Below are 18,138 nucleotides of genomic sequence, written 5' to 3'. Positions count from 1 at the left end.
CAACGGGGAGAGACATGGCTGCCGATCCGCTGGACAGTTATATCGATGTCGTTGGCAAGGCGCTGGCGCTGCCGATCGAAGACGCCTGGAGGCCGGCGGTGAAGGCCAATCTCGAGGTGTCGCTGCGGCTGGCGCGGCTGGTCGATGAATTCCCGCTGCCTGACGAAACCGAGCCCGCCAGTGTCTTTGCAGCCTGATATCGCCATGAACGCAAATCCCGACGAACTGTCGGCCTCCGAAATTGCGCGGTCCATCGTCGGCCACCGGATGACCGCGCTCAGCGTGACGGAAGCCGCGCTGGCGCGAATCGCAAAGCACGATTCGATCCTGAACTCCTTCACCGACCTCACAGCCGATCGCGCACGCGCCAGGGCGAAGGCGATCGATGCGGCCATCGCAGCGGGCCAAAATCCGGGCCCGCTGGCCGGCGTGCCCTTCGCCGTGAAGAATTTGTTCGATGTGCAGGGGCTCTCCACCCGCGCCGGATCCAGGATCAATCGCGATCTCAAGCCGTCATCGCGCGACGCCACCTTGATCGAGCGCATGGAGGCGGCCGGCGCGGTGCTGGTCGGCGCGCTCAATATGGGCGAATACGCCTATGATTTTACGGGCGAGAACGTGCATGACGGGCCGTCGCGCAATCCGCACGACGTGACGCGGATGACCGGCGGCTCGTCGGGCGGCTCCGGCGCCGCGGTCGGCGGCCGGCTGGTGCCGCTGGCGCTGGGCTCCGATACCAACGGCTCGATCCGGGTGCCGTCGTCGTTCTGCGGCATTTTTGGCCTGAAGCCGACCTACGGCCGGCTGTCGCGCGCGCGCTCGTTTCCGTTCGTGGCGAGTTTCGATCATCTCGGCCCGTTCGCGCGCAATGTCGGCGATCTCGCGCTGGCCTATGACGCGATGCAGGGTCCCGACGCCGACGATGCGGCGTGCTGCACGCGTGCCGTCGATCCGGTCAGCGGGCTGTTGGCGCAGGACATAGGCGGCCTTCGCGTCGCCATTGCCGGGGGATACTTCCAGAAGAATGTGTTCCCCGAAGCCGTTGAAGCCGTCGCCCGTGTCGCAAAGGCACTCGGCGCCACAAAAACGGTCGAGATCCCCGAAGCCGCGCGCGCCCGCGCCGCGGCCTATGTGATCTCCACCATCGAGGGCGCCTCGCTGCATCTCGATCGGCTGCGCCGGCGCCCCAATGATTTCGATCCGGCGGTGCGCGACCGCCTGCTGGCCGGCGCGATGGTGCCGGCGCCGCTGGTCGACCGTGCGCAGAAATTTCGCCGCTGGTACCGCGCGCAGGTGCTGGAAATCTTCAAATCGGTCGACGTGATCATCGCGCCGGCGACGCCCTGCGTCGCGCCGAAACTCGGGCAGGTGACCTTCATGCTCGACGGTGTCGAACTGCCGGTGCGTGCCAATATCGGCATCCACACCCAGCCGATTTCCTTCATCGGCCTGCCGGTGGTCGCGGTGCCGATTCCGCTGCAGCCGATGCCGATCGGCGTGCAGATCATCGCGGCACCCTGGCGCGAGGATATCGCGCTGCGGGTGGCCCATGCGCTGGAGCGCATGGGGGTCGCGGCGGCGCCGCGTCCGAAGGAGTTCTGAGATGGAGGTCGATCTTCCCGACGTGCTCGCCGAGGTGACCGCGCAGTTCGCGCGCTACGAAAAGGCGCTGGTCGAAAACGACGTCGCCGTGCTCGACGAATTGTTCCGCGCCGATCCGCGCACGCTGCGCTATGGCATCGGCGAAAACCTCTACGGCTATGACGCGATCATGGCATTCCGCGCGGCGCGCTCGCCGGTCGGGTTGATGCGCAGCACGGCGCAGACGGTGATCACCGCTTACGGCCGCGATGCCGCGGTGGCCTCGACGCTGTTCTATCGCGACGCCTGGGGCGGCGGCCGGGTCGGGCGGCAGATGCAGACCTGGGTGCGGTTCCCCGAGGGCTGGAAGATCGTCGCCGCGCATGTCAGCATCATCGACGAACCCAAATCTTCCAAAGACATGGGTCAGAAGACATGAGCCTCGATGATCTTCCGGTGCTCCGGCGCGTCGACCGCGCCTCTCCCTTGCCGGACAAGATCACGCGCGCCGAGGAGCTGCGGCTGCAGCTCGCCGACGAGATCGTGCGCGGTGCGCTGCCGCCCGGTGCCGCGCTCGATGAAACCGATATCGCGCGGCGCTTCAACGTCTCGCGCACCCCGGTGCGCGAGGCGCTGCGCCAGCTCGCCGCCAGCGGCCTGATCGACACGCGGGCGCATCGCGGCGCCGTGGTGGCGCAGCCCTCGATCGAACGGCTGACCGGCATGTTCGAGGCGATGGCCGAACTTGAAGCCCTGTGCGCCGGCCTTGCCGCCGAGCGCATGACGGCAGTCGAGCGTCATGCCCTGGAAGGGATCCACGAGGAATTGCGGGTGCTGAGCTATGCCGGCAATCCCGACCGGTTTCACGAAGTCAACGAACGCTTTCACAACGCGATCTATGCCGGTTCGCAGAATGGCTACATCGCCGAAATGACGCTGGCGACGCGGGTGCGGGTGCAGCCGTTCCGCCGCGCCCAGTTCCGCAATCTCGGGCGTCTGGCGAAATCCCACGCCGAGCATGACCGCGTCGTGGTCGCCATCATGCGCGGCGACCGCACCGGTGCCGCAGCCGCGATGCGCGCGCATATCGAACTGGTGCGCGGGGAATACGAGATCTACGCGGTGTCGGTGTAGGTCTGCTGAACGGGGAGTGGCGAATCCGTCCACGACTGTCATCGCCCGGCTTGACCGGGCGACCCAGTATCCCAGAGACGTTAGAGATAAGCCGAGAGGCCGCGGCGTACTGGCTCGCCCGGTCAAGCCGGGCGACGACAAGCTTTGCTTGTGGCGGCTGACAGCCACCATCGCTGCTCGTCATTTACAACGCCGCCTTCTCCGCCATGAACGCCCGCCACCCGCCGAACGCGGAAATATCGCGCGCGGCGCCGACGTCGACAGCTTCGACCAGAAACCCCTTGATACCGCGGCCATCGGCCAGACGCACCGTACCGATCGACAGCGGCGGCGGGATCGCGGCGACGAACTTTCCGAAACTGGCGGCGGACAAGGCCCACAATTCGACTGCGATCGGCGTTCCCGTTCCCGCCGCGACCCGCAGCATGCCGGGTTTTGGCGGCGTGGTGGACAACGCATAAAGCTTGTAGTCCGGCGCGGTCGTGGTGGCCTCGAGCAGGCGACCTCCCAGCGCCTTCAATTCGCCGTTCAGTGCCATGCCCGACAGATGCGCGCCGACCACGGCGATGGCGATTTCATCGCCGTTCAGCTTGGTGGACAGCGTCGCGAGTGGCGGCTGTGCCAGGCTTCGCGCGCCCATCGCAAGGCCGGTGTCGGCATGGAAGACGCGGCCGATCGAGGCCAGTTGCGCGTCCTGTCCGGCGGGGGCCAGCAGCGTGATGCCGAACGGAATGTCGTCGGGCCGGATCGCCGCCGGCAGCGCCAGCCCGCAGAGGTCGAGCAGATTGACGAAGTTGGTGTAGGTGCCGAGCCGGCTGTTCAATTCAACCGGGTTGGCCAGCACCTGCGCGGTCGAATAGGCGGTCGGCGCGGTCGGCAGCACCAGCGCGTCGATATTTTCAAAGGCGCGGTCGGCGACCTTGCGCAACGCCTGCAACCGGTACAGCGCGGCAAACGTGTCGGCGGCGGAAAGCCGCGCGCCGGCAATGGTGATTTCGCGCGTCACCGGATGGATGGCCTCCGGCGCGGACGCCAGCAGATCGCGAATGACGAGATAACGTTCGGCGACCCATGGCCCCTCATAGAGCAGCCGCGCGGTCTCATAGAACGGCTCGAGGTCGAAACCGACCAGGCTGGCGCCGAGCGAAGTCCAGCGCTGCAGCGCGTCGTCATAGGCCTGCTCCGACGCCCTGTCGCCGAAGAAGATCAATTGCCCGTCGCGCGGGACGCCGAGCCGGAGTTTTGCCGGAAACCCGGTCATCTGCGCCAGCGGCCGGTTGCGCGAATAGGGATCGGCCGCGTCGGGCGCTGCCATCGCGGCCAGCGCCGTCATGGCATCATCGACGTTGAGCGCGAAGATCGAGACGCAGTCCAGCGTGCGGCAGGCCGGCACCACGCCTGAGGTCGAGATCAGCCCGAGGCTCGGTTTCAGCCCGACGATATTGTTGAGCATCGCGGGCACCCGGCCGCTTCCCGCGGTGTCGGTGCCGAGCGCCAGCGGCACCAGTCCGGCCGACACCGCCACGGCCGAGCCCGAACTCGATCCGCCCGGAATGAGATCGCCGCGCATCGGGTTGCCGGGGATGCCATAGGGCGAGCGCACGCCGACGAGACCGGTGGCAAACTGGTCGAGGTTGGTCTTGCCGATCACGATGGCGCCGGCCGCGCGCAGCCGTGCGACCGCCGTCGAGTCATGCGCGGGCATGTAGGAGAAGGCGGGGCAGGCGGCGGTGGTGGCGAGACCCGCGGCGTCGATATTGTCCTTCACCGCAACGGGCACGCCAAACAGCGGCAGCTGTGCAGGATCCTTTTTTGCCAGCGCTTCGGCTTCCGCCACCGCGTCCTTCTCCTCGCGCAGGCTGATGAAGACAGCGGGATCATTATGGTCGCGGATCCGCTGATACGCACGGGCGACGGTCTGCGCGGGTGTCATCGCGCCGGCGCGATGGGCGGCGACGATTTCGGCGATGGTTTCAGTCACGCGTTGCCCCGATCGGACACGAACTCATTCAGCGGGTGCGGCAAGGGGAGTCTCCGGATGCGAAACGGGAAGGGAAGAAGCGCCTGCTTTCGCCAGCGCTAGGAATACCGCAGCAACCAGGGCATAAGCCAGCGCGACGCCGGGAGTTACCCCCAATCCGCCGCCGATACCGACGGCTTCGCCATGCATGAAGCCGAAATAGGTCAGCACCGCGCCCGACAGCGCGAAGGCCGAGGCCTTGACGAAGTCGCGCTCGATCACGAAGACGCCGATGGCGCCGAGCACCAGGCCGGTGAGGATCGCGCCGCCGCCCATCACTTCCAGACCGTGATAGAGCACGCCCTGCTGCGGCAATGCGGCGATCGCGGCTGTCTTGACCGCATCGACCTTGTCGGCGGCGAGCCCGCCCACTGCCTGCGCGGCAATGAGGGTCGAGCCGAGCATGGTGTCGATCTGCAGCTTGGCCCAGGCCGCCAGGTGCGGCGTCAGCGCCAGCACCACCGCGGGGGCATGTTTCATCGGCGTGGTCTGGAATGCCTGCGCGCCGATCAGCATGCCGATATAGAGCAGGATCGGCGAGATCGCGACCACCGGCACCAGCGCCAGCAAAACCGAGATGATGCCGAACCAGCTCAGCACCACCACCATGATGCCGGTCGCCGCCGAATAGCCGATCCGGCCGCCCATCGCCTTCCAGCCGGGATGGCCGATATAGACCGCGTTGATGAAGGGATTGCCCATCAGGCAGCCGATCAGGCTGACGACGCCGTCGGCGGTCAGCACTTTCGTGGTCGGATATTCGTCGCCGGCAGCCTCGGCGCTTTCGACATTGTCCATCGCCTCGACCAGATCGTAGATGCCGAACGGGATCGCGGTGACCAGAATGATGCCGAGGAATTCGAAGCCGGAAAATACCTCAGAGATCGCGGGGATCGGTACCGAGAAGCCGAAATTGGCAAAGGCGTCGCCGAGGCCCTTGACGCTGAGGCCGCCGAGGCCGAGCCCGAACAGATTGGAGCCCCAGGCGATCAGCATGCCGGCGGCGATCGCGACCAGGCCGGCCGGGATCGCTTTCGGATATCTGACGCCGCCGAACCAGCTCGCCATGATGATGGCGAAGCAGACGAGGCCGATCTGCGGCGTCATGTACATCTCCAGCGCCGGCCGCATCGAGATGAAGGTCACGGAGACGCCGGCCAGTGTGCCCAGCAGCGCCGCGCGCGGCGTGATCCTGCGGATGTACGGCGCGATGAAGCCGCCGATCATCAGGATGAAACTCTGGAAGAACACCCAGACCAGGCCGGCCGACCAGCCCTTGATCGGATCGCCGGTCTTCAGCGTGATCGGCAGCATGATCACGAAGGTGACGATGAACATGTGCGGCACGCTGACGCCAGACGGCAGCGCGCAGACATCGTTGCGGCCGGTTTCTTGCGCGAGCCGGTAGGCCAGCCACGCATAGTAGAACGTCGAGAGGCACATCATCAGGCCGAGCGCCGGCAGGATGCGGCCGAACACCAGCGAATCCGGCATCTTCAGCACGAAGCGCAGCAGCCCGGTCAGCACCAGCATGTTGACGAGGATGTTGGTGCCGAAGCCGAACAGCGCATTCCAGTCGCCCGGCGTCCACAATGCAGGTTTGAAGTCGCCCTTGCTCGCCGTGCTGGTCGTGCTCATTGCGATGCCCCCACTATCCGTCGGTTGGAAATCTCCGTTGCCAAAGTCTCCGGTATCATGGCCGCGAGCACCGCGGCGGAATCGCTGACCCAGCCGAAGATGCCGCCCTGGGCCTTGATCATGTTCAGGCCCATCTCGTGGAATTCGGGGAAATAGGACGCGCAGCAATCCGCCAGCACGACGCAGCGGTAGCCGCGGTCGTTGGCCTCGCGCACCGTGGTATTGACGCAGACCTCGGTGGTGACGCCGCACACCAGTAAATTCTCGATGCCGTAGTTCGCGAGGATCTCGCCGAGCGCGGTGGCGTAGAACGCGCCCTTGCCGGGCTTGTCGATCACGATCTCGTCGTCGAGCGGATAGAGTGCTGCAATGAAGTCGTGGCCGGCCTCGCCGCGGATCAGGATCCGCCCCATCGGGCCGGGATCGCCGATTCTTTTGCTCGGCGCTCCCCGCGCGATCTTGGCCGGCGGCGCGTCGGAGAGGTCAGGCAGATGTCCTTCGCGGGTATGCACCACCAGCATTCCCGCCGCCCGAGCAGCGGCCAGCACGCTGGCGCAAGGAGCGATCGCGCGCGCCAGTTGCGAGACGTCGTTGCCGAGCGTTTCGCCGAAGCCGCCGGGTTCGAGGAAATCGCGCTGCATGTCGATGATGACAAGCGCCGTCGCCGCCCAGTCGAGCGCGATCGGCTGCGGCTCCGCGGCGAGCAGGCTGGTGGTTGCGGATATCGCCATGGCTGACTGCGCTCCGGGAGCCGAAAACGGCTTCCTGATCGAAGCAAGCGGTGTGCCATTGTGTACAGCGGGGGCGAGACATGGGCTTTTGCAAATTGCTGCGTCTTACCAGATGCTTGGGGTTGCATGACCGGGAGGGGCCGCGGTGTTGGAGCGACCGCAAGATATGCTTTTGCTTAATTTATGAGCAGCGCCATTTGCGAGGTGCGGCAGCGATCGTCTAGCTTGACGTCAGAGCCTCACGCGCGACCGCGCCACTCGTCTGACCCGGAGTACCCGATGTCGAATTCGTTCGAACGCCGCCACGATATCCTGATCGACGCCCCGCCGGAGGCGGTTTACGACTACGTCTGCAATCCGAATTCCTGGCCGGAATGGCTGGCAGCATCGCACCACATCGACAGCGCCGACCGCGCGCTCGACGCCGGCGAAGGTTTTCGCGAGCAATGGCACATCCGCCGCGGCGAGGTGGTGCTGGACTGGAAGGTGACCGAGAGCGATCGCCCGAACGCCTGGACCGTGCGCGCCGAGACCGACTTCATCGGACCCATCATCGTTCGCTACACGTTTGAGCGGGTCGGCGACGCCACCAGATATACAAGACATCTCAACAACCCAAGCCGCCCCTCGGCCGCCAGCGCCGAGCAGATCCAGCGCGTGGACGAAGAGGCGCAGATCGGGCTGAACAATATCAAGCGGCAAGTCGAGCAGCGCTGGGCCGCGCAAGGTGCGCCTCAATCGGCGGGCTGACGACGGCATCGCTCCTGGATTGCCTGCGCCACTGCAACGCACGCGGTCAGGTGAACGATGAGAGTATCCGCAGCAACTGCTCGCGGTTCTCCTTGCCGATCTTCTCGGCCACATGCCGTTCGTGTTCGGCTGCGAGCAGCTTGAATTGCCGCAACGATGCCTCTCCGCGCGCGCTCAGATGCAGCGCGTGGGATCGCCGGTCGGTCCTGGATCGAACACGCCTGACCAGCTTGCGATCCTCGAGACTGTCCAGCAGGTGCACCAGCCGGGCGCGCTCGATGCCGAGCCGCTGCGCAACCGCCATCTGGCTCAGGCCCGGGTTCGCGCCGATCACCGTCAGCACCGAATATTGCGTCGGCTTGATGTCGACCGCCGCGAGGGTGCGGACAAAATCCTGGAAGATCCAGATCTGGAAGCGCCGCACCGCGTAGCCGGCATGGCCGAGCAACCCGTCGAGGCCGATCTCGCCGTCACCTTCCGGGGCGCGCGCCTTGCCGTTTGCCATGCGCTTGCCGCGGGCAACCGCAGGAATTTTCAGGGCCGTCCGGGCCGCCCGGTTGGACATTTCGCTTCTCCAGCCTGTGTTCCCTTGTAGCCCATCGCGGCGGCGGGAGAAAGATTGTTGTTGACGACAACAATTGTTCCAACCAACAATATCGCCAAAGCGGCCCGGAAGCGGCCGCAGGCGTTCCCATGGTCATGCGGAAGTCCGTCCGGTCATCCCGGAGAAAGACCGCGAGGAGGAAACCGATGACTTCAGCCGCCGGGCGCGCGCATCCCGACACGCTGTTTGCGGCTCCTGCGATCACAGTCGATCGCCGGGCCGACGGCAGCATCATCGTGAAATCGACCGTGGCGCTGCAGGCGGCCGCGCGCTGCGTCGGCGACTGGCTGGAGCACTGGGCGCGGCAGACGCCGGCGAAGGTCTTTCTCGGCGAGCGCGCAAAGGTCGACGCGCCATGGACGACGGTGACCTACAGCGACGCGCTGCGGCAGGTGCGCTCCGCCGCCAGCTGGATCCTGGCGCAGGGGTTGAGCGCACAGCGTCCGCTGGTCATTCTCTCCGACAACAGCGTCGATCATGCGCTGTTCGCGCTGGCGGCGATGCATGCCGGCGTGCCGGCGGCGGCGATTTCGCCGGCCTACTCGCTGATGTCGCGGGATTTCGACAAGCTGAAGAGCATGGTCGGGCTGCTCGATCCCGGCGCGATCTACGTGTCCGGCACAAAACCGTTCGCGGCGGCGCTGGCGGCGATCAAGCCGCTGCACACTGCGGTGATCGTGACCGGCGAAACTGACGGTGGTGACGCCGTTCCATTTCGTCAGGTCGCCGCTACTTCCGAAAGCGCTGCCGTGGCAAAGGCGTTCGCGGCGGTCGGGCCGGACACTATCGCAAAATTCCTGTTCACCTCCGGCTCGACCGGCATCCCGAAGGCCGTCATCAACACCCAGCGAATGCTGACCTCGAGCCAGCAGGCCAAGGCGCAGACCTGGGCGTTTCTGGAAAACGCCGATGACGATCTGGTGATCCTGGACTGGTTGCCGTGGAGCCACACTTTTGGGGCCAACCACAATTTCAACCTCGTGCTGCGCAACGGCGGTACGCTCTATGTCGACGGCGGCAAGCCGGCGCCGGGCCTGTTCGCGACGTCCCTGGCCAATCTGCGCAGCGTGATGCCGACGGTCTATTTCAACGTGCCGCGCGGTTTCGATATGCTGATATCGGCCCTGCGCGAGGACGACGAACTGCGCCGTCGCTTCTTCGGCGAGGTGAAGTTTGCGTTCTATGCCGGCGCCGCGCTGCCGCAGAATATGTGGGACGCGATGGAGGAGCTGTCGATCAAAACGGTCGGCCGGGCGCTGCCGATGGTGTCGGCCTGGGGCTCCACCGAAACCTCTCCGCTGGCGACCGACTGTCATTTCCAGGCGAAGCGCTCCGGCAATATCGGCGTGCCGATCCCCGGCACCGAACTGAAACTGGTGCGGTCGGGCGACAAGCTCGAGGTGCGGGTGCGCGGGCCCAACGTCACGCCGGGCTACTGGAAGGCCGGGGATTTGACCGCGCAGGCGTTCGACGCCGAAGGCTTTTATCTGATCGGCGACGCCGTGACGTTTGCCGATCCGGACCGGCCGGAGCTTGGATTGTTCTTCGACGGCCGGGTCGCGGAGGACTTCAAGCTCAACTCCGGCACATGGGTCAGCGTCGGCACCTTGCGCGTCGCCGGGATCACGGCGCTTTCCCCGCTGGCGCAGGACATTGTCGTTACCGGCCATGGCGGCGATCACGTCCGCTTCCTGGTATTTCCCAACATCACGGCGTGTCGCGCGCTGGCCGGCTTGCCGGACAGCGCCGATACGAATGAAGTGATCGGCGATGAAAAGGTGCGCGCGGGCATCGCGGCGGGGCTGGCCAAACTGAAAGCGCAAGCCGGCGGCGGCTCCTCAACGCACGCCACCCGGGCGCTGCTGCTGGCGGAGCCCGCCTCGGTCGACGGCGGCGAGATCACCGACAAGGGCTATATCAACCAGCGCGCGGTGCTGACGCGGCGCGCGGCCGCGGTGGCGACGTTGCAAGACGATGCCTCGGGCGAGTGGATCGGGTGCCCGGGCTGAGGCCCGTCACCTCCCCACCTTGCTCGAGCCCTGCGTGATCAGCCGCGCCGCGCGCTGGTCCCTGGCGTGGATCCAGAGCCAGGAAATCGCGACGCTGAGCCGGTTGCGCAGGCCGATCAGGAAATAGATGTGGGCGATGCCCCAGATCCACCACGCGAGAGTGCCGCGCAATTTGAAGCGACCGAAATCGATCACCGCCTTGCGCTTGCCGATTTGCGCGAGGCTGCCGGCATGCTGGTAGCGGAACGGGCTCAGCTTCTCGCCGCGCAGCCGCGCCTTGATAGTGTCGGCGACATAAACGCCCTGCTGCTTGGCCGCCGGCGCGATGCCGGGGACCGGTTTGCCGTCGGGACCGTTGATCGTGACGGTATCGCCGATCGCGAAAATATCGGGATGGCCGGGAACGGTGAGGTCGGGCTCGACCTGCAGGCGGAAGGCGCGGTCGGCAGGAGCGCCGAGCCACTGGGCTGCGGACGAGGCGCGCACGCCGGCGGCCCAGATCAGGGTTTTCGCCGCCAGTCTGTTGCCGCCATAGGCCACGCCGTCGACAGAGCATTCGGTGACGGCCTGTCCCAGCATCACTTCGACGCCGAGGCTTTCCAGCGAGCGCTGCGCGTAGGCCGAGAGATCGTCGGGAAAGCCCGCCAGCACGCGCTGACCGGCCTCGATCAGCACGACGCGCGCCGCGTGGGTGTCGATGTTGCGGAAGTCGGGCCGCAGCGTGTCGCGCGCCAGTTCGGCGATGGTGCCGGCGAGTTCGACGCCGGTCGGGCCGGCGCCGATGATGACGAAGGTCAAGAGCGCGGCACGGCGCTCCGGGTCGGTCTCGCGCTCGGCGCGCTCGAAGGCGACGAGAATGCGCCGCCGCAGCGTGGTGGCGTCCTCCAGCGTCTTCAGGCCGGGCGCGAACGGCTCCCATTCGTCATGGCCGAAATAGGCGTGGCGCGCGCCGGTGGCGAGCACCAGCGTGTCGTAGGGCAGGCTGTCGCCGTCATCGAGCAGCACGCGCTTGTTGGCCGCGTCGACGCCGCTGACGTTGGCGAACAGGGTGGTGACTTCGGGCCGGTCGCGCAGGAGATAGCGGATCGGCCAGGCGATCTCCGAGGTCGCCAGCGAGGCGGTGGCGACCTGATAGAGCAGCGGCTGGAACAGATGGTGGTTGCGGCGGTCGACGAGGGTGATGCTGACCGGCGCGCCCTTGAGGCGATGGGTCGCCTGCAGCCCGCCAAAACCGGCGCCGACGATCACCACGCGGTGGAGGTTTGAAGGCCGCGCCTGCGCTGAGGTCATGGGCTGAGCTTTCAGTTTCCGGTCCCTCCTTATGTATTGGTTTGCAGGGCGTGGTCCAAGACCAGTTTTCAAATCGGTCGATAGCGGTAATGTATCGTCAGCCGCCGATGTGCGATCGCAGTGGTCGATGGGGATCGCCACCATCCGCGCTGTCCGCCGGGCGCCTAGTCATCTACGCGCTCGAGTTCTGTTGATCGGCATGAAGGTTTCAACCATGGGTCGAGGATGCCTGAAGCGAGCGCCGGCCGTGCCCGGGAGCCAGACCCAGCGCCGCAGCGGCCCTACCCCAAATCCTGAACTATAATTCTTGCCATTCTCAGCGGATGCGAATTATGGTGCAGAGGTGCACGGGTCGGGCCGAAGGTTCTAAGAGGGGGCCGGCGGTTCGGGCTTGCTGCGGACCGGTAATTTCGCGCACAAAACACGTCACCTAAAAGAGTGAGACCCGAGAACGGAGCGTTAAGGCTGTTCGAACGGGGATAGGGCATTTGACGGCAACGTCTTTAGTGAGGAGGGAACGAATATGAGAACGGCTTTCTGGCTGGCGGGCGCTACGGTTTTGGCGCTGGCAAACCCCGCGCTCGCGGGAGACACCATCAAGATCGGGTTCGTCTCGACCTTTAGCGGGCCGACCGCGGTGATCGGCAACGACATGCGCAATTCGTTCGAGCTCGCGCTCGATCACATCGGCCGCAAGATGGGCGGCAAGCCGGTCGAGGTGATCTACGAGGACGACGGGCAGAAGCCGGATGTCGGCAAGCAGAAGACCGAAAAACTGATCCAGTCCGACAAGGTCGACTTCATCGCCGGCTATATCTGGTCGAACGTGCTGCTGGCCTCGCTGAAGCCGGTGGTGGATTCCAAGACCATGATGGTCATTGCCAATGCCGGCCCGTCCCAGGTCGCCGGTGAATTGTGCTCGCCCTATGTGTTCTCGACCTCGTGGCAGAACGACCAGACCCCGCAGGCGGTGGGCGAATACATGAACCAGAAGGGCGTCAAGTCGGTGTTCCTGATCGGCCCGAACTATGCCGCCGGCAAGGACATGCTGGCCGGCGTCAAGAGCACGTTCAAGGGCGAGGTCAAGGGCGAGGAATACACGGTGTGGCCGAGCCAGCTCGACTTCTCCGCCGAGCTTTCGAAAGCGCGCGCCTCGGGTGCGGCATCGATCTTCGTGTTCTATCCGGGTGCCGCCGGCGTCCAGTTCCTCAACCAGTATGCCCAGGCCGGCCTGAAGGCGCAGATGCCGCTCTATACGGCCTTCACCATCGACGAATTGTCGCTGCCGCTGCAGAAGGAAAACGCGCTCGGCGTCCCCGGGGCCCAGCAGTGGGTCAACGACCTGCCCAACGAGCAGAACAAGAAGTTCGTCGCCGACTATCGCAAGAAGTACACCGGCCTGCGCCCGACCTTTTACGGCGCGCAGTCCTATGACGCCGCGCAGCTGATCGCCAGCGCCGTGGAAGCGGTCAAGGGCGACACCTCGAAGAAGGACGAGATGAAGGCGGCGATGCAAAAGGCCAATTTCAAGTCGGTGCGTGGCGCCTTCAAGTTCGGCAACAACCACATCCCGATCCAGAACTTCTACCTGCAGGACGTGGTGAAGGACGCCGACGGCTCGCTGGCGCTGAAGACCGTCGCCACCATCGTCAAGGACAGCCAGGACAAGTACCACGACAAATGCCCCATGAAGTGATCTAGTGGGCTTTGCAATACGGCGGCGGCGCTCAGGTGCCGCCGCTGTTTTCCTGTCGGCACATGTCTTGCTTTGCAACCAGATGACTTCCAGACACACCTAGAGCGTCCATGCTGCTTGTCGTCGAACAATTCCTGAACGGGCTGCAGTTCGGTCTGCTGCTGTTCCTGCTGGCGGCGGGATTGACGCTGGTGTTCGGCATCATGGACTTCGTCAATCTGGCGCACGGTTCGCTCTACATGATGGGGGCCTATTTCGCGGCGACCTTCGTGGCGTGGACCGGCAATTTCGTCCTCGGCTGCGTGTTGGCGCTCGGCGCCACGCTGCTGCTCGGCATCCTTCTGGAATTCGTGGCACTTCGGCACCTCTACAATCGCGATCATCTCGATCACGTGCTGGCGACCTTCGGGCTGATCCTGTTCTTCAACGACGCGGTAAGGCTGATCTGGGGTCCGGCGGGCCTGGCGCTGCCGCTGCCGCCCTGGCTGACGGTGCCGTTCCAGATCATGCCCGGCGTGTATTATCCCGCCTATCGGCTCGCCATCATCGTGGTCGCGCTGCTGGTGGCGCTGCTGCTCTATCTCGTGGTGATGCGAACCCGGATCGGCATGCTGATCCGCGCCGGCGCCTCGAACCGCGAGATGATCGGCGCGCTCGGCATCAACATCAAGCTGCTCTATACCTTGGTATTCGGCCTCGGCGCCGCGCTGGCCGGTCTCGCCGGGCTGATGCAGGCGCCGATCCTCACCGTGCAGATCGGGATGGGCGAGAACATCCTGATCCTCGCCTTCGTCATTATCGTCATCGGCGGCATCGGCTCGATTCGCGGCGCCTTCCTGGCCGCGATCTTCGTCGGCATGATCGACACGCTGGGCCGCGCCTTCCTGCCTGATTTGCTGCGGCAGGTGCTGAGTTCGGCCGCCGCTTCCACCGCCGCTCCCGCGCTCTCCTCGATGCTCATCTATCTCCTGATGGCCATCGTGCTGGTGGTGCGGCCGGAGGGGCTGTTCCCGGCCGGCCGCCCATGAAGGCTTCGCTCAACGCCCGCACCATCATCGTGGCGCTGGTGGTCGCCGGCCTGCTGTTGCTGCCGGTCTACACCACGCTCAGCGGCAACATGTTCGGGCTGACGCTGTTCACCCGCATCATCATCTACGCGCTGGCGGCGGCCAGCCTCAATCTCATCATGGGCTATGGCGGCATGATGAGTTTCGGGCATGCCGCCTATCTCGGGATCGGCGGCTATGCGGTCGGCATTCTCGCCCATGAAGGCATCGGCTCCGGCTTCATCCAGTGGCCGGTGGCGCTGGCCGCCTCGGCGCTGTTCGCGCTGGTGATCGGCGCGCTGTCGCTGCGCACCCGTGGCGTCTATTTCATCATGATCACGCTGGCCTTCGCGCAGATGGCCTATTACGTCGCCTCGGGACTGGCGCGCTATGGCGGCGACGATGGTCTGACGATCTACAAGCGCAGCGATTTCGGCGGGCTGATCGACCTGTCGAACCGCGTGCAGTTCTATTATCTCTGCCTGTTCTGCCTGTTCGGCGGCATCTACCTGATCTGGCGCATCGTCAATTCGCGCTTCGGCATGGTGGTGCAGGGGCTGCGCTCCAACGAGCGGCGCATGCAGGCGATCGGCTTTCCGGTCAACCGCTACAAACTGGTGTGCTTCGTCATCTCCGGCACCATCTGCGGCCTTGCCGGCGCGCTGCTCGCCAATAACACCGACTTCGTCAGCCCGGCCGCGATGTACTGGACCCGTTCCGGCGATCTCATGGTGATGGTGATCCTCGGCGGCATGGGCTCGCTGTTCGGTCCGGTGCTGGGCACCATCGCGTTTCTGCTGCTGGAAGAGGCATTGTCGCAGTTCACCGAATACTGGGCCCTGATCATGGGCCCGCTGCTGCTCTTGATCGTGCTGTTCGCGCGGGGCGGCATCGACGGAATGCTGGGGAGGGCGCGCCGTGGCTGAACCCCTGCTCCGCGTCGAGGATCTGGTCTGCCGGTTCGGCGGCGTGATCGCGACCGACCATGTTTCGCTCGACGTCAACAGCGGCGAGCTGCACGCGATCATCGGGCCGAACGGCGCCGGCAAGACCACGCTGATCAGCCAGCTGACCGGGCAGTTGATTTCGCATTCCGGCACCATCAGCTTTGCCGGCCAGGATATCACGCGGCTGCCGGCGCATCGCCGCAGTCGGCTCGGGCTGGCGCGCTCGTTCCAGATCACCTCCCTGCTGCCCGACTTCACCGCCGCCGACAACGTCGCGATGGCGGCACAGGCGCATGACGGGCACTCCTTCCGTTTCTGGGGCGATGCCCGCAAGGAAAAGGGCCTGCGCGACGCGGCGCGCTCGGCGCTGTCGCGGGTCGGGCTCGAACGTCGCGCCGACACCGTGGTCTCGGAACTGAGCCATGGCGAGCAGCGCGAGCTCGAACTCGCGGTCGCGCTCGCGACCAAACCGCAACTGCTGCTGCTCGACGAACCGATGGCCGGGCTCGGCGCCACCGAATCCGCGCAGATGGTAAAGCTGCTGCAGGAGCTGCGGCGCGAAGTCACCATCGTGCTGGTCGAGCACGACATGAACGCGGTGTTCGCGCTGGCCGACCGCATCACCGTGCTGGTCTATGGCCGCGTCATCGCCTGCGACGCGCCGGCGGCGATCCGCCAGCATGACGAGGTCAAACGCGCCTATCTCGGCGATCAGCATGTGGTGACCCGACATGACTGATGCCGCGCCGCTGCTCGAAGTCGATGCCATCGAGACCTGCTACGGCCTCAGCCAGGTGCTGTTCGGCATGTCGCTGTCGGTACGGTCGGGCGAGATGGTGGCGCTGCTCGGCCGCAACGGCATGGGCAAGACCACGACGATCCGCTCCATCATGGGGCTGACGCCGGCGCGCGCGGGCAGCGTCCGGTTTGCCGGACACGAGACGCGCCTACTGCCCTCGTTCCGGATCGCGCAGCTCGGCATCGGTCTCGTTCCCGAAGGGCGCCAGATCTTTCGCAATCTGACCGTGCGCGAAAACCTCGTCGCCGCCTCCGGCAACCGGCTCGGCAATCCCGATCCCTGGACCATGGAAAAAATCCACGCGCTGTTCCCGCGGCTGTCCGAGCGCGGCGCCAATATGGGCGACACGCTGTCCGGCGGCGAGCAGCAGATGCTCGCGATCGGCCGCGCGCTGATGACCAATCCGCGGCTGTTGATTCTCGACGAGGCCACCGAGGGCCTGGCGCCCCTGATCCGCGACGAAATCTGGAATTGCCTGTCGCTGCTGAAATCCAAGGGACAGTCGGTGCTCGTGATCGACAAGAATGTCGAAAACCTCACGCGCATCGCCGACCGCCACTACATCATCGAGCGTGGCCGCGCGGTCTGGAGCGGCACGTCGGACGAACTGATCGGGGCGCCGGAGCTGCAGCACCGGTATCTGGGGATCTAGAAATTCCGAGCCCGGAAATTCGATTTCCGTCAGCGTCCCTGTCTTGTATCTGCCGCTGACGGGATCATGATGTCATGGTTGATCGCTTGAAGCTGATCGACCATGGCGACGCATCAAGCGCGCCGGGGTTATGTCGCCTTCACTTGGTGCGCCTCCGCGGAGCACATTCACGACGCGGCACCCCTCAAGTCAGCGAGCCGTCAGGGCCAGCCCTGGCGGCTCACTTGTTTTGGGTGCATCCTCGTCATTGCGAGGAGCGAAGCGACGAAGCAATCCAGCTTTCTTGCGTGCTGCGCCAAAGCTGGATTGCTTCGCGGAGCCTGTCATCGGGCGGCGCGTTGCGCCGACCCGTTGGCTCGCAATGACGAGTTGAGCGGACCGCGGCCCCTCAAAACATCTCGAAATATTCCCGCTGCTCCCAGTCCGACACTTCCGACTGAAAACGCTCGATCTCGGCGCTCTTGATGTGGACGTAGTAGTCGACGAACTCCGCGCCCAGCGCCTCGCGAAAGAACGGGTCGTCCTTGAGCGCGAACACCGCTTCGCGCAACGTCTTCGGCAACAGTTCCGCCTTGGTCTCGTACGGCGTATCCGCCGAGGGACCTGGGTCGAGCGCGCGGTCGACACCATCGAGGCCGGAGAGAATTTGCGATGCCATGTAGAGATAGGGATTGGCGGCGGGCTCGCCGATGCGGTTTTCCAGCCGCGTCGCGGCATCATTGGGACCGCCGAGCACGCGGATCATGACGCCGCGGTTGTCGCGTCCCCAGATCGCGCGGTCCGGCGCCAGCGAATAGGAACGGTAGCGCTTGTAGCCGTTGATGGTCGGCGTCGTGAACACGGCCGAGGCGCGGGCGTGCCGCAGCAGCCCCGCGAGATAGGAGCGGCCAAACGGACTCAGCACGTCGCCGCCGTCCATGGCCATGAAGGCATTCTCGCCGCTGGCGCGCGAGACGATGGATTGATGCAGGTGCCAGCCCGAGGCAAACACATTCGGCAGCTTCGGCCGGCACATGAAGGTGGCGTGATAGCCGTGGCGCTGGGCCACCTGCTTCACGGCACTGCGGAACAGCATCATCGTGTCGGCCGATTCGAGGCCGGGCGCCGTGCGAAAGGTGAATTCGACCTGGCTCGGTCCGAACTCAACCTCGATCGAGCGCAGCGGCAGCACGAGATCGGCGATGTTGCTGCGCAGGATTTCCAGGATCGGGTCCATCTCGTCGTGGCGCAGCTCGGTCAGG

The 18,138-nt window shown here is 65.5% G+C and carries 16 protein-coding genes and 1 pseudogene; 11 read left to right on the top strand and 6 right to left on the bottom strand.

The window, feature by feature from the left end; all coding sequences use genetic code 11:
- The first annotated feature begins 14 nt into the window (after positions 1-14).
- From Q7U29_RS05405 to Q7U29_RS05390, 4 genes are read left to right on the top strand one after another with little or no spacing between them, the layout of a single operon-like run.
- Positions 15-197 carry a DUF4089 domain-containing protein gene (locus tag Q7U29_RS05405; protein ID WP_304739286.1) on the top strand — a complete coding sequence of 61 codons (183 nt, stop codon included), beginning with the start codon at positions 15-17 and terminating at the stop codon, positions 195-197.
- Positions 198-204: 7 nt separating this feature from the next.
- A complete protein-coding gene (locus Q7U29_RS05400) occupies positions 205-1,602 on the top strand; it encodes an AtzE family amidohydrolase (RefSeq protein WP_304739284.1) in 1,398 nt (465 codons plus the stop codon).
- A gap of 1 nt (position 1,603) precedes the next feature.
- Positions 1,604-2,020 (top strand): oxalurate catabolism protein HpxZ, encoded by a 417-nt coding sequence (gene hpxZ, locus Q7U29_RS05395; protein ID WP_304739282.1) that lies wholly within the window; start codon positions 1,604-1,606, stop codon positions 2,018-2,020.
- Positions 2,017-2,715 carry a GntR family transcriptional regulator gene (locus Q7U29_RS05390; RefSeq protein ID WP_304739280.1) on the top strand — a complete coding sequence of 233 codons (699 nt, stop codon included), beginning with the start codon at positions 2,017-2,019 and terminating at the stop codon, positions 2,713-2,715. Before hpxZ ends, Q7U29_RS05390 begins: the two co-directional genes overlap by 4 nt.
- 184 nt (positions 2,716-2,899) lie before the next feature.
- On the opposite strand, the gene atzF is transcribed toward Q7U29_RS05390, so the two are convergent.
- From atzF to Q7U29_RS05375, 3 genes are read right to left on the bottom strand one after another with little or no spacing between them, the layout of a single operon-like run.
- On the bottom strand, positions 2,900-4,696 hold the full coding sequence (gene atzF, locus Q7U29_RS05385) for an allophanate hydrolase (protein WP_304739278.1): 1,797 nt from the start codon (positions 4,694-4,696) through the stop codon (positions 2,900-2,902).
- A gap of 24 nt (positions 4,697-4,720) precedes the next feature.
- Entirely contained in the window at positions 4,721-6,373 is a 1,653-nt protein-coding gene (locus Q7U29_RS05380) for a regulator (RefSeq protein ID WP_304739277.1), read from the bottom strand.
- Positions 6,370-7,104 (bottom strand): cysteine hydrolase family protein, encoded by a 735-nt coding sequence (locus Q7U29_RS05375; protein WP_304739274.1) that lies wholly within the window; start codon positions 7,102-7,104, stop codon positions 6,370-6,372. The genes Q7U29_RS05380 and Q7U29_RS05375 overlap by 4 nt, the downstream gene beginning before the upstream one ends.
- A 279-nt stretch (positions 7,105-7,383) precedes the next feature.
- Between Q7U29_RS05375 and Q7U29_RS05370 the strand changes: the two genes are divergently transcribed.
- Complete coding sequence (locus tag Q7U29_RS05370; protein ID WP_304739272.1) at positions 7,384-7,854, top strand: SRPBCC family protein; 471 nt, start codon at positions 7,384-7,386, stop codon at positions 7,852-7,854.
- Positions 7,855-7,900: 46 nt separating this feature from the next.
- Here Q7U29_RS05370 and Q7U29_RS05365 read toward each other — a convergent pair whose 3' ends face one another.
- Positions 7,901-8,359, bottom strand: coding sequence for a MarR family winged helix-turn-helix transcriptional regulator (locus Q7U29_RS05365; protein ID WP_304739452.1), 459 nt, complete (start codon positions 8,357-8,359; stop codon positions 7,901-7,903).
- Positions 8,360-8,604: 245 nt separating this feature from the next.
- On the opposite strand from Q7U29_RS05365, the gene Q7U29_RS05360 reads away from it, so the two are divergent.
- On the top strand, positions 8,605-10,467 hold the full coding sequence (locus Q7U29_RS05360) for a feruloyl-CoA synthase (RefSeq protein WP_304739270.1): 1,863 nt from the start codon (positions 8,605-8,607) through the stop codon (positions 10,465-10,467).
- Between the two features lie 6 nt (positions 10,468-10,473).
- Here Q7U29_RS05360 and Q7U29_RS05355 read toward each other — a convergent pair whose 3' ends face one another.
- Entirely contained in the window at positions 10,474-11,757 is a 1,284-nt protein-coding gene (locus tag Q7U29_RS05355; RefSeq protein WP_304739268.1) for an NAD(P)/FAD-dependent oxidoreductase, read from the bottom strand.
- A gap of 523 nt (positions 11,758-12,280) precedes the next feature.
- On the opposite strand from Q7U29_RS05355, the gene Q7U29_RS05350 reads away from it, so the two are divergent.
- The 5 genes from Q7U29_RS05350 (at position 12,281) to Q7U29_RS05330 (ending at position 16,897) form a co-directional block, all read left to right on the top strand.
- Positions 12,281-13,453 (top strand): ABC transporter substrate-binding protein, encoded by a 1,173-nt coding sequence (locus Q7U29_RS05350; RefSeq protein ID WP_304739266.1) that lies wholly within the window; start codon positions 12,281-12,283, stop codon positions 13,451-13,453.
- A gap of 110 nt (positions 13,454-13,563) precedes the next feature.
- A complete protein-coding gene (locus Q7U29_RS05345; protein WP_304739264.1) occupies positions 13,564-14,481 on the top strand; it encodes a branched-chain amino acid ABC transporter permease in 918 nt (305 codons plus the stop codon).
- Entirely contained in the window at positions 14,478-15,425 is a 948-nt protein-coding gene (locus Q7U29_RS05340; RefSeq protein ID WP_304739262.1) for a branched-chain amino acid ABC transporter permease, read from the top strand. The genes Q7U29_RS05345 and Q7U29_RS05340 overlap by 4 nt, the downstream gene beginning before the upstream one ends.
- A complete protein-coding gene (locus Q7U29_RS05335; RefSeq protein WP_304739260.1) occupies positions 15,418-16,185 on the top strand; it encodes an ABC transporter ATP-binding protein in 768 nt (255 codons plus the stop codon). Before Q7U29_RS05340 ends, Q7U29_RS05335 begins: the two co-directional genes overlap by 8 nt.
- Positions 16,178-16,897, top strand: coding sequence for an ABC transporter ATP-binding protein (locus Q7U29_RS05330; protein ID WP_304739258.1), 720 nt, complete (start codon positions 16,178-16,180; stop codon positions 16,895-16,897). The genes Q7U29_RS05335 and Q7U29_RS05330 overlap by 8 nt, the downstream gene beginning before the upstream one ends.
- Before the next feature lie 388 nt (positions 16,898-17,285).
- Here the strand turns inward: Q7U29_RS05330 and Q7U29_RS05325 are convergent.
- Positions 17,286-18,138, bottom strand: a pseudogene (locus tag Q7U29_RS05325) (glutamine synthetase family protein); the annotation flags it as partial.

This window comes from Bradyrhizobium sp., from assembly GCF_030654605.1.
Lineage (GTDB): Bacteria > Pseudomonadota > Alphaproteobacteria > Rhizobiales > Xanthobacteraceae > Bradyrhizobium.
This window is presented reverse-complemented; position numbering and strand designations above follow the sequence as displayed.

What these genes read in the sequence shown, in the direction of transcription:
- Q7U29_RS05380 (WP_304739277.1), bottom strand. Translation starts at nt 6,373, where the DNA reads ATGAGCACGACCAGCACGGCGAGCAAGGGCGACTTCAAACCTGCATTG.
- hpxZ (WP_304739282.1), top strand. Translation starts at nt 1,604, where the DNA reads ATGGAGGTCGATCTTCCCGACGTGCTCGCCGAGGTGACCGCGCAGTTC.
- Q7U29_RS05370 (WP_304739272.1), top strand. Translation starts at nt 7,384, where the DNA reads ATGTCGAATTCGTTCGAACGCCGCCACGATATCCTGATCGACGCCCCG.
- Q7U29_RS05350 (WP_304739266.1), top strand. Translation starts at nt 12,281, where the DNA reads ATGAGAACGGCTTTCTGGCTGGCGGGCGCTACGGTTTTGGCGCTGGCA.
- Q7U29_RS05390 (WP_304739280.1), top strand. Translation starts at nt 2,017, where the DNA reads ATGAGCCTCGATGATCTTCCGGTGCTCCGGCGCGTCGACCGCGCCTCT.
- Q7U29_RS05345 (WP_304739264.1), top strand. Translation starts at nt 13,564, where the DNA reads ATGCTGCTTGTCGTCGAACAATTCCTGAACGGGCTGCAGTTCGGTCTG.
- Q7U29_RS05340 (WP_304739262.1), top strand. Translation starts at nt 14,478, where the DNA reads ATGAAGGCTTCGCTCAACGCCCGCACCATCATCGTGGCGCTGGTGGTC.
- Q7U29_RS05355 (WP_304739268.1), bottom strand. Translation starts at nt 11,757, where the DNA reads ATGACCTCAGCGCAGGCGCGGCCTTCAAACCTCCACCGCGTGGTGATC.
- Q7U29_RS05400 (WP_304739284.1), top strand. Translation starts at nt 205, where the DNA reads ATGAACGCAAATCCCGACGAACTGTCGGCCTCCGAAATTGCGCGGTCC.
- Q7U29_RS05405 (WP_304739286.1), top strand. Translation starts at nt 15, where the DNA reads ATGGCTGCCGATCCGCTGGACAGTTATATCGATGTCGTTGGCAAGGCG.
- Q7U29_RS05375 (WP_304739274.1), bottom strand. Translation starts at nt 7,104, where the DNA reads ATGGCGATATCCGCAACCACCAGCCTGCTCGCCGCGGAGCCGCAGCCG.
- Q7U29_RS05330 (WP_304739258.1), top strand. Translation starts at nt 16,178, where the DNA reads ATGACTGATGCCGCGCCGCTGCTCGAAGTCGATGCCATCGAGACCTGC.
- Q7U29_RS05365 (WP_304739452.1), bottom strand. Translation starts at nt 8,359, where the DNA reads ATGGCAAACGGCAAGGCGCGCGCCCCGGAAGGTGACGGCGAGATCGGC.
- Q7U29_RS05360 (WP_304739270.1), top strand. Translation starts at nt 8,605, where the DNA reads ATGACTTCAGCCGCCGGGCGCGCGCATCCCGACACGCTGTTTGCGGCT.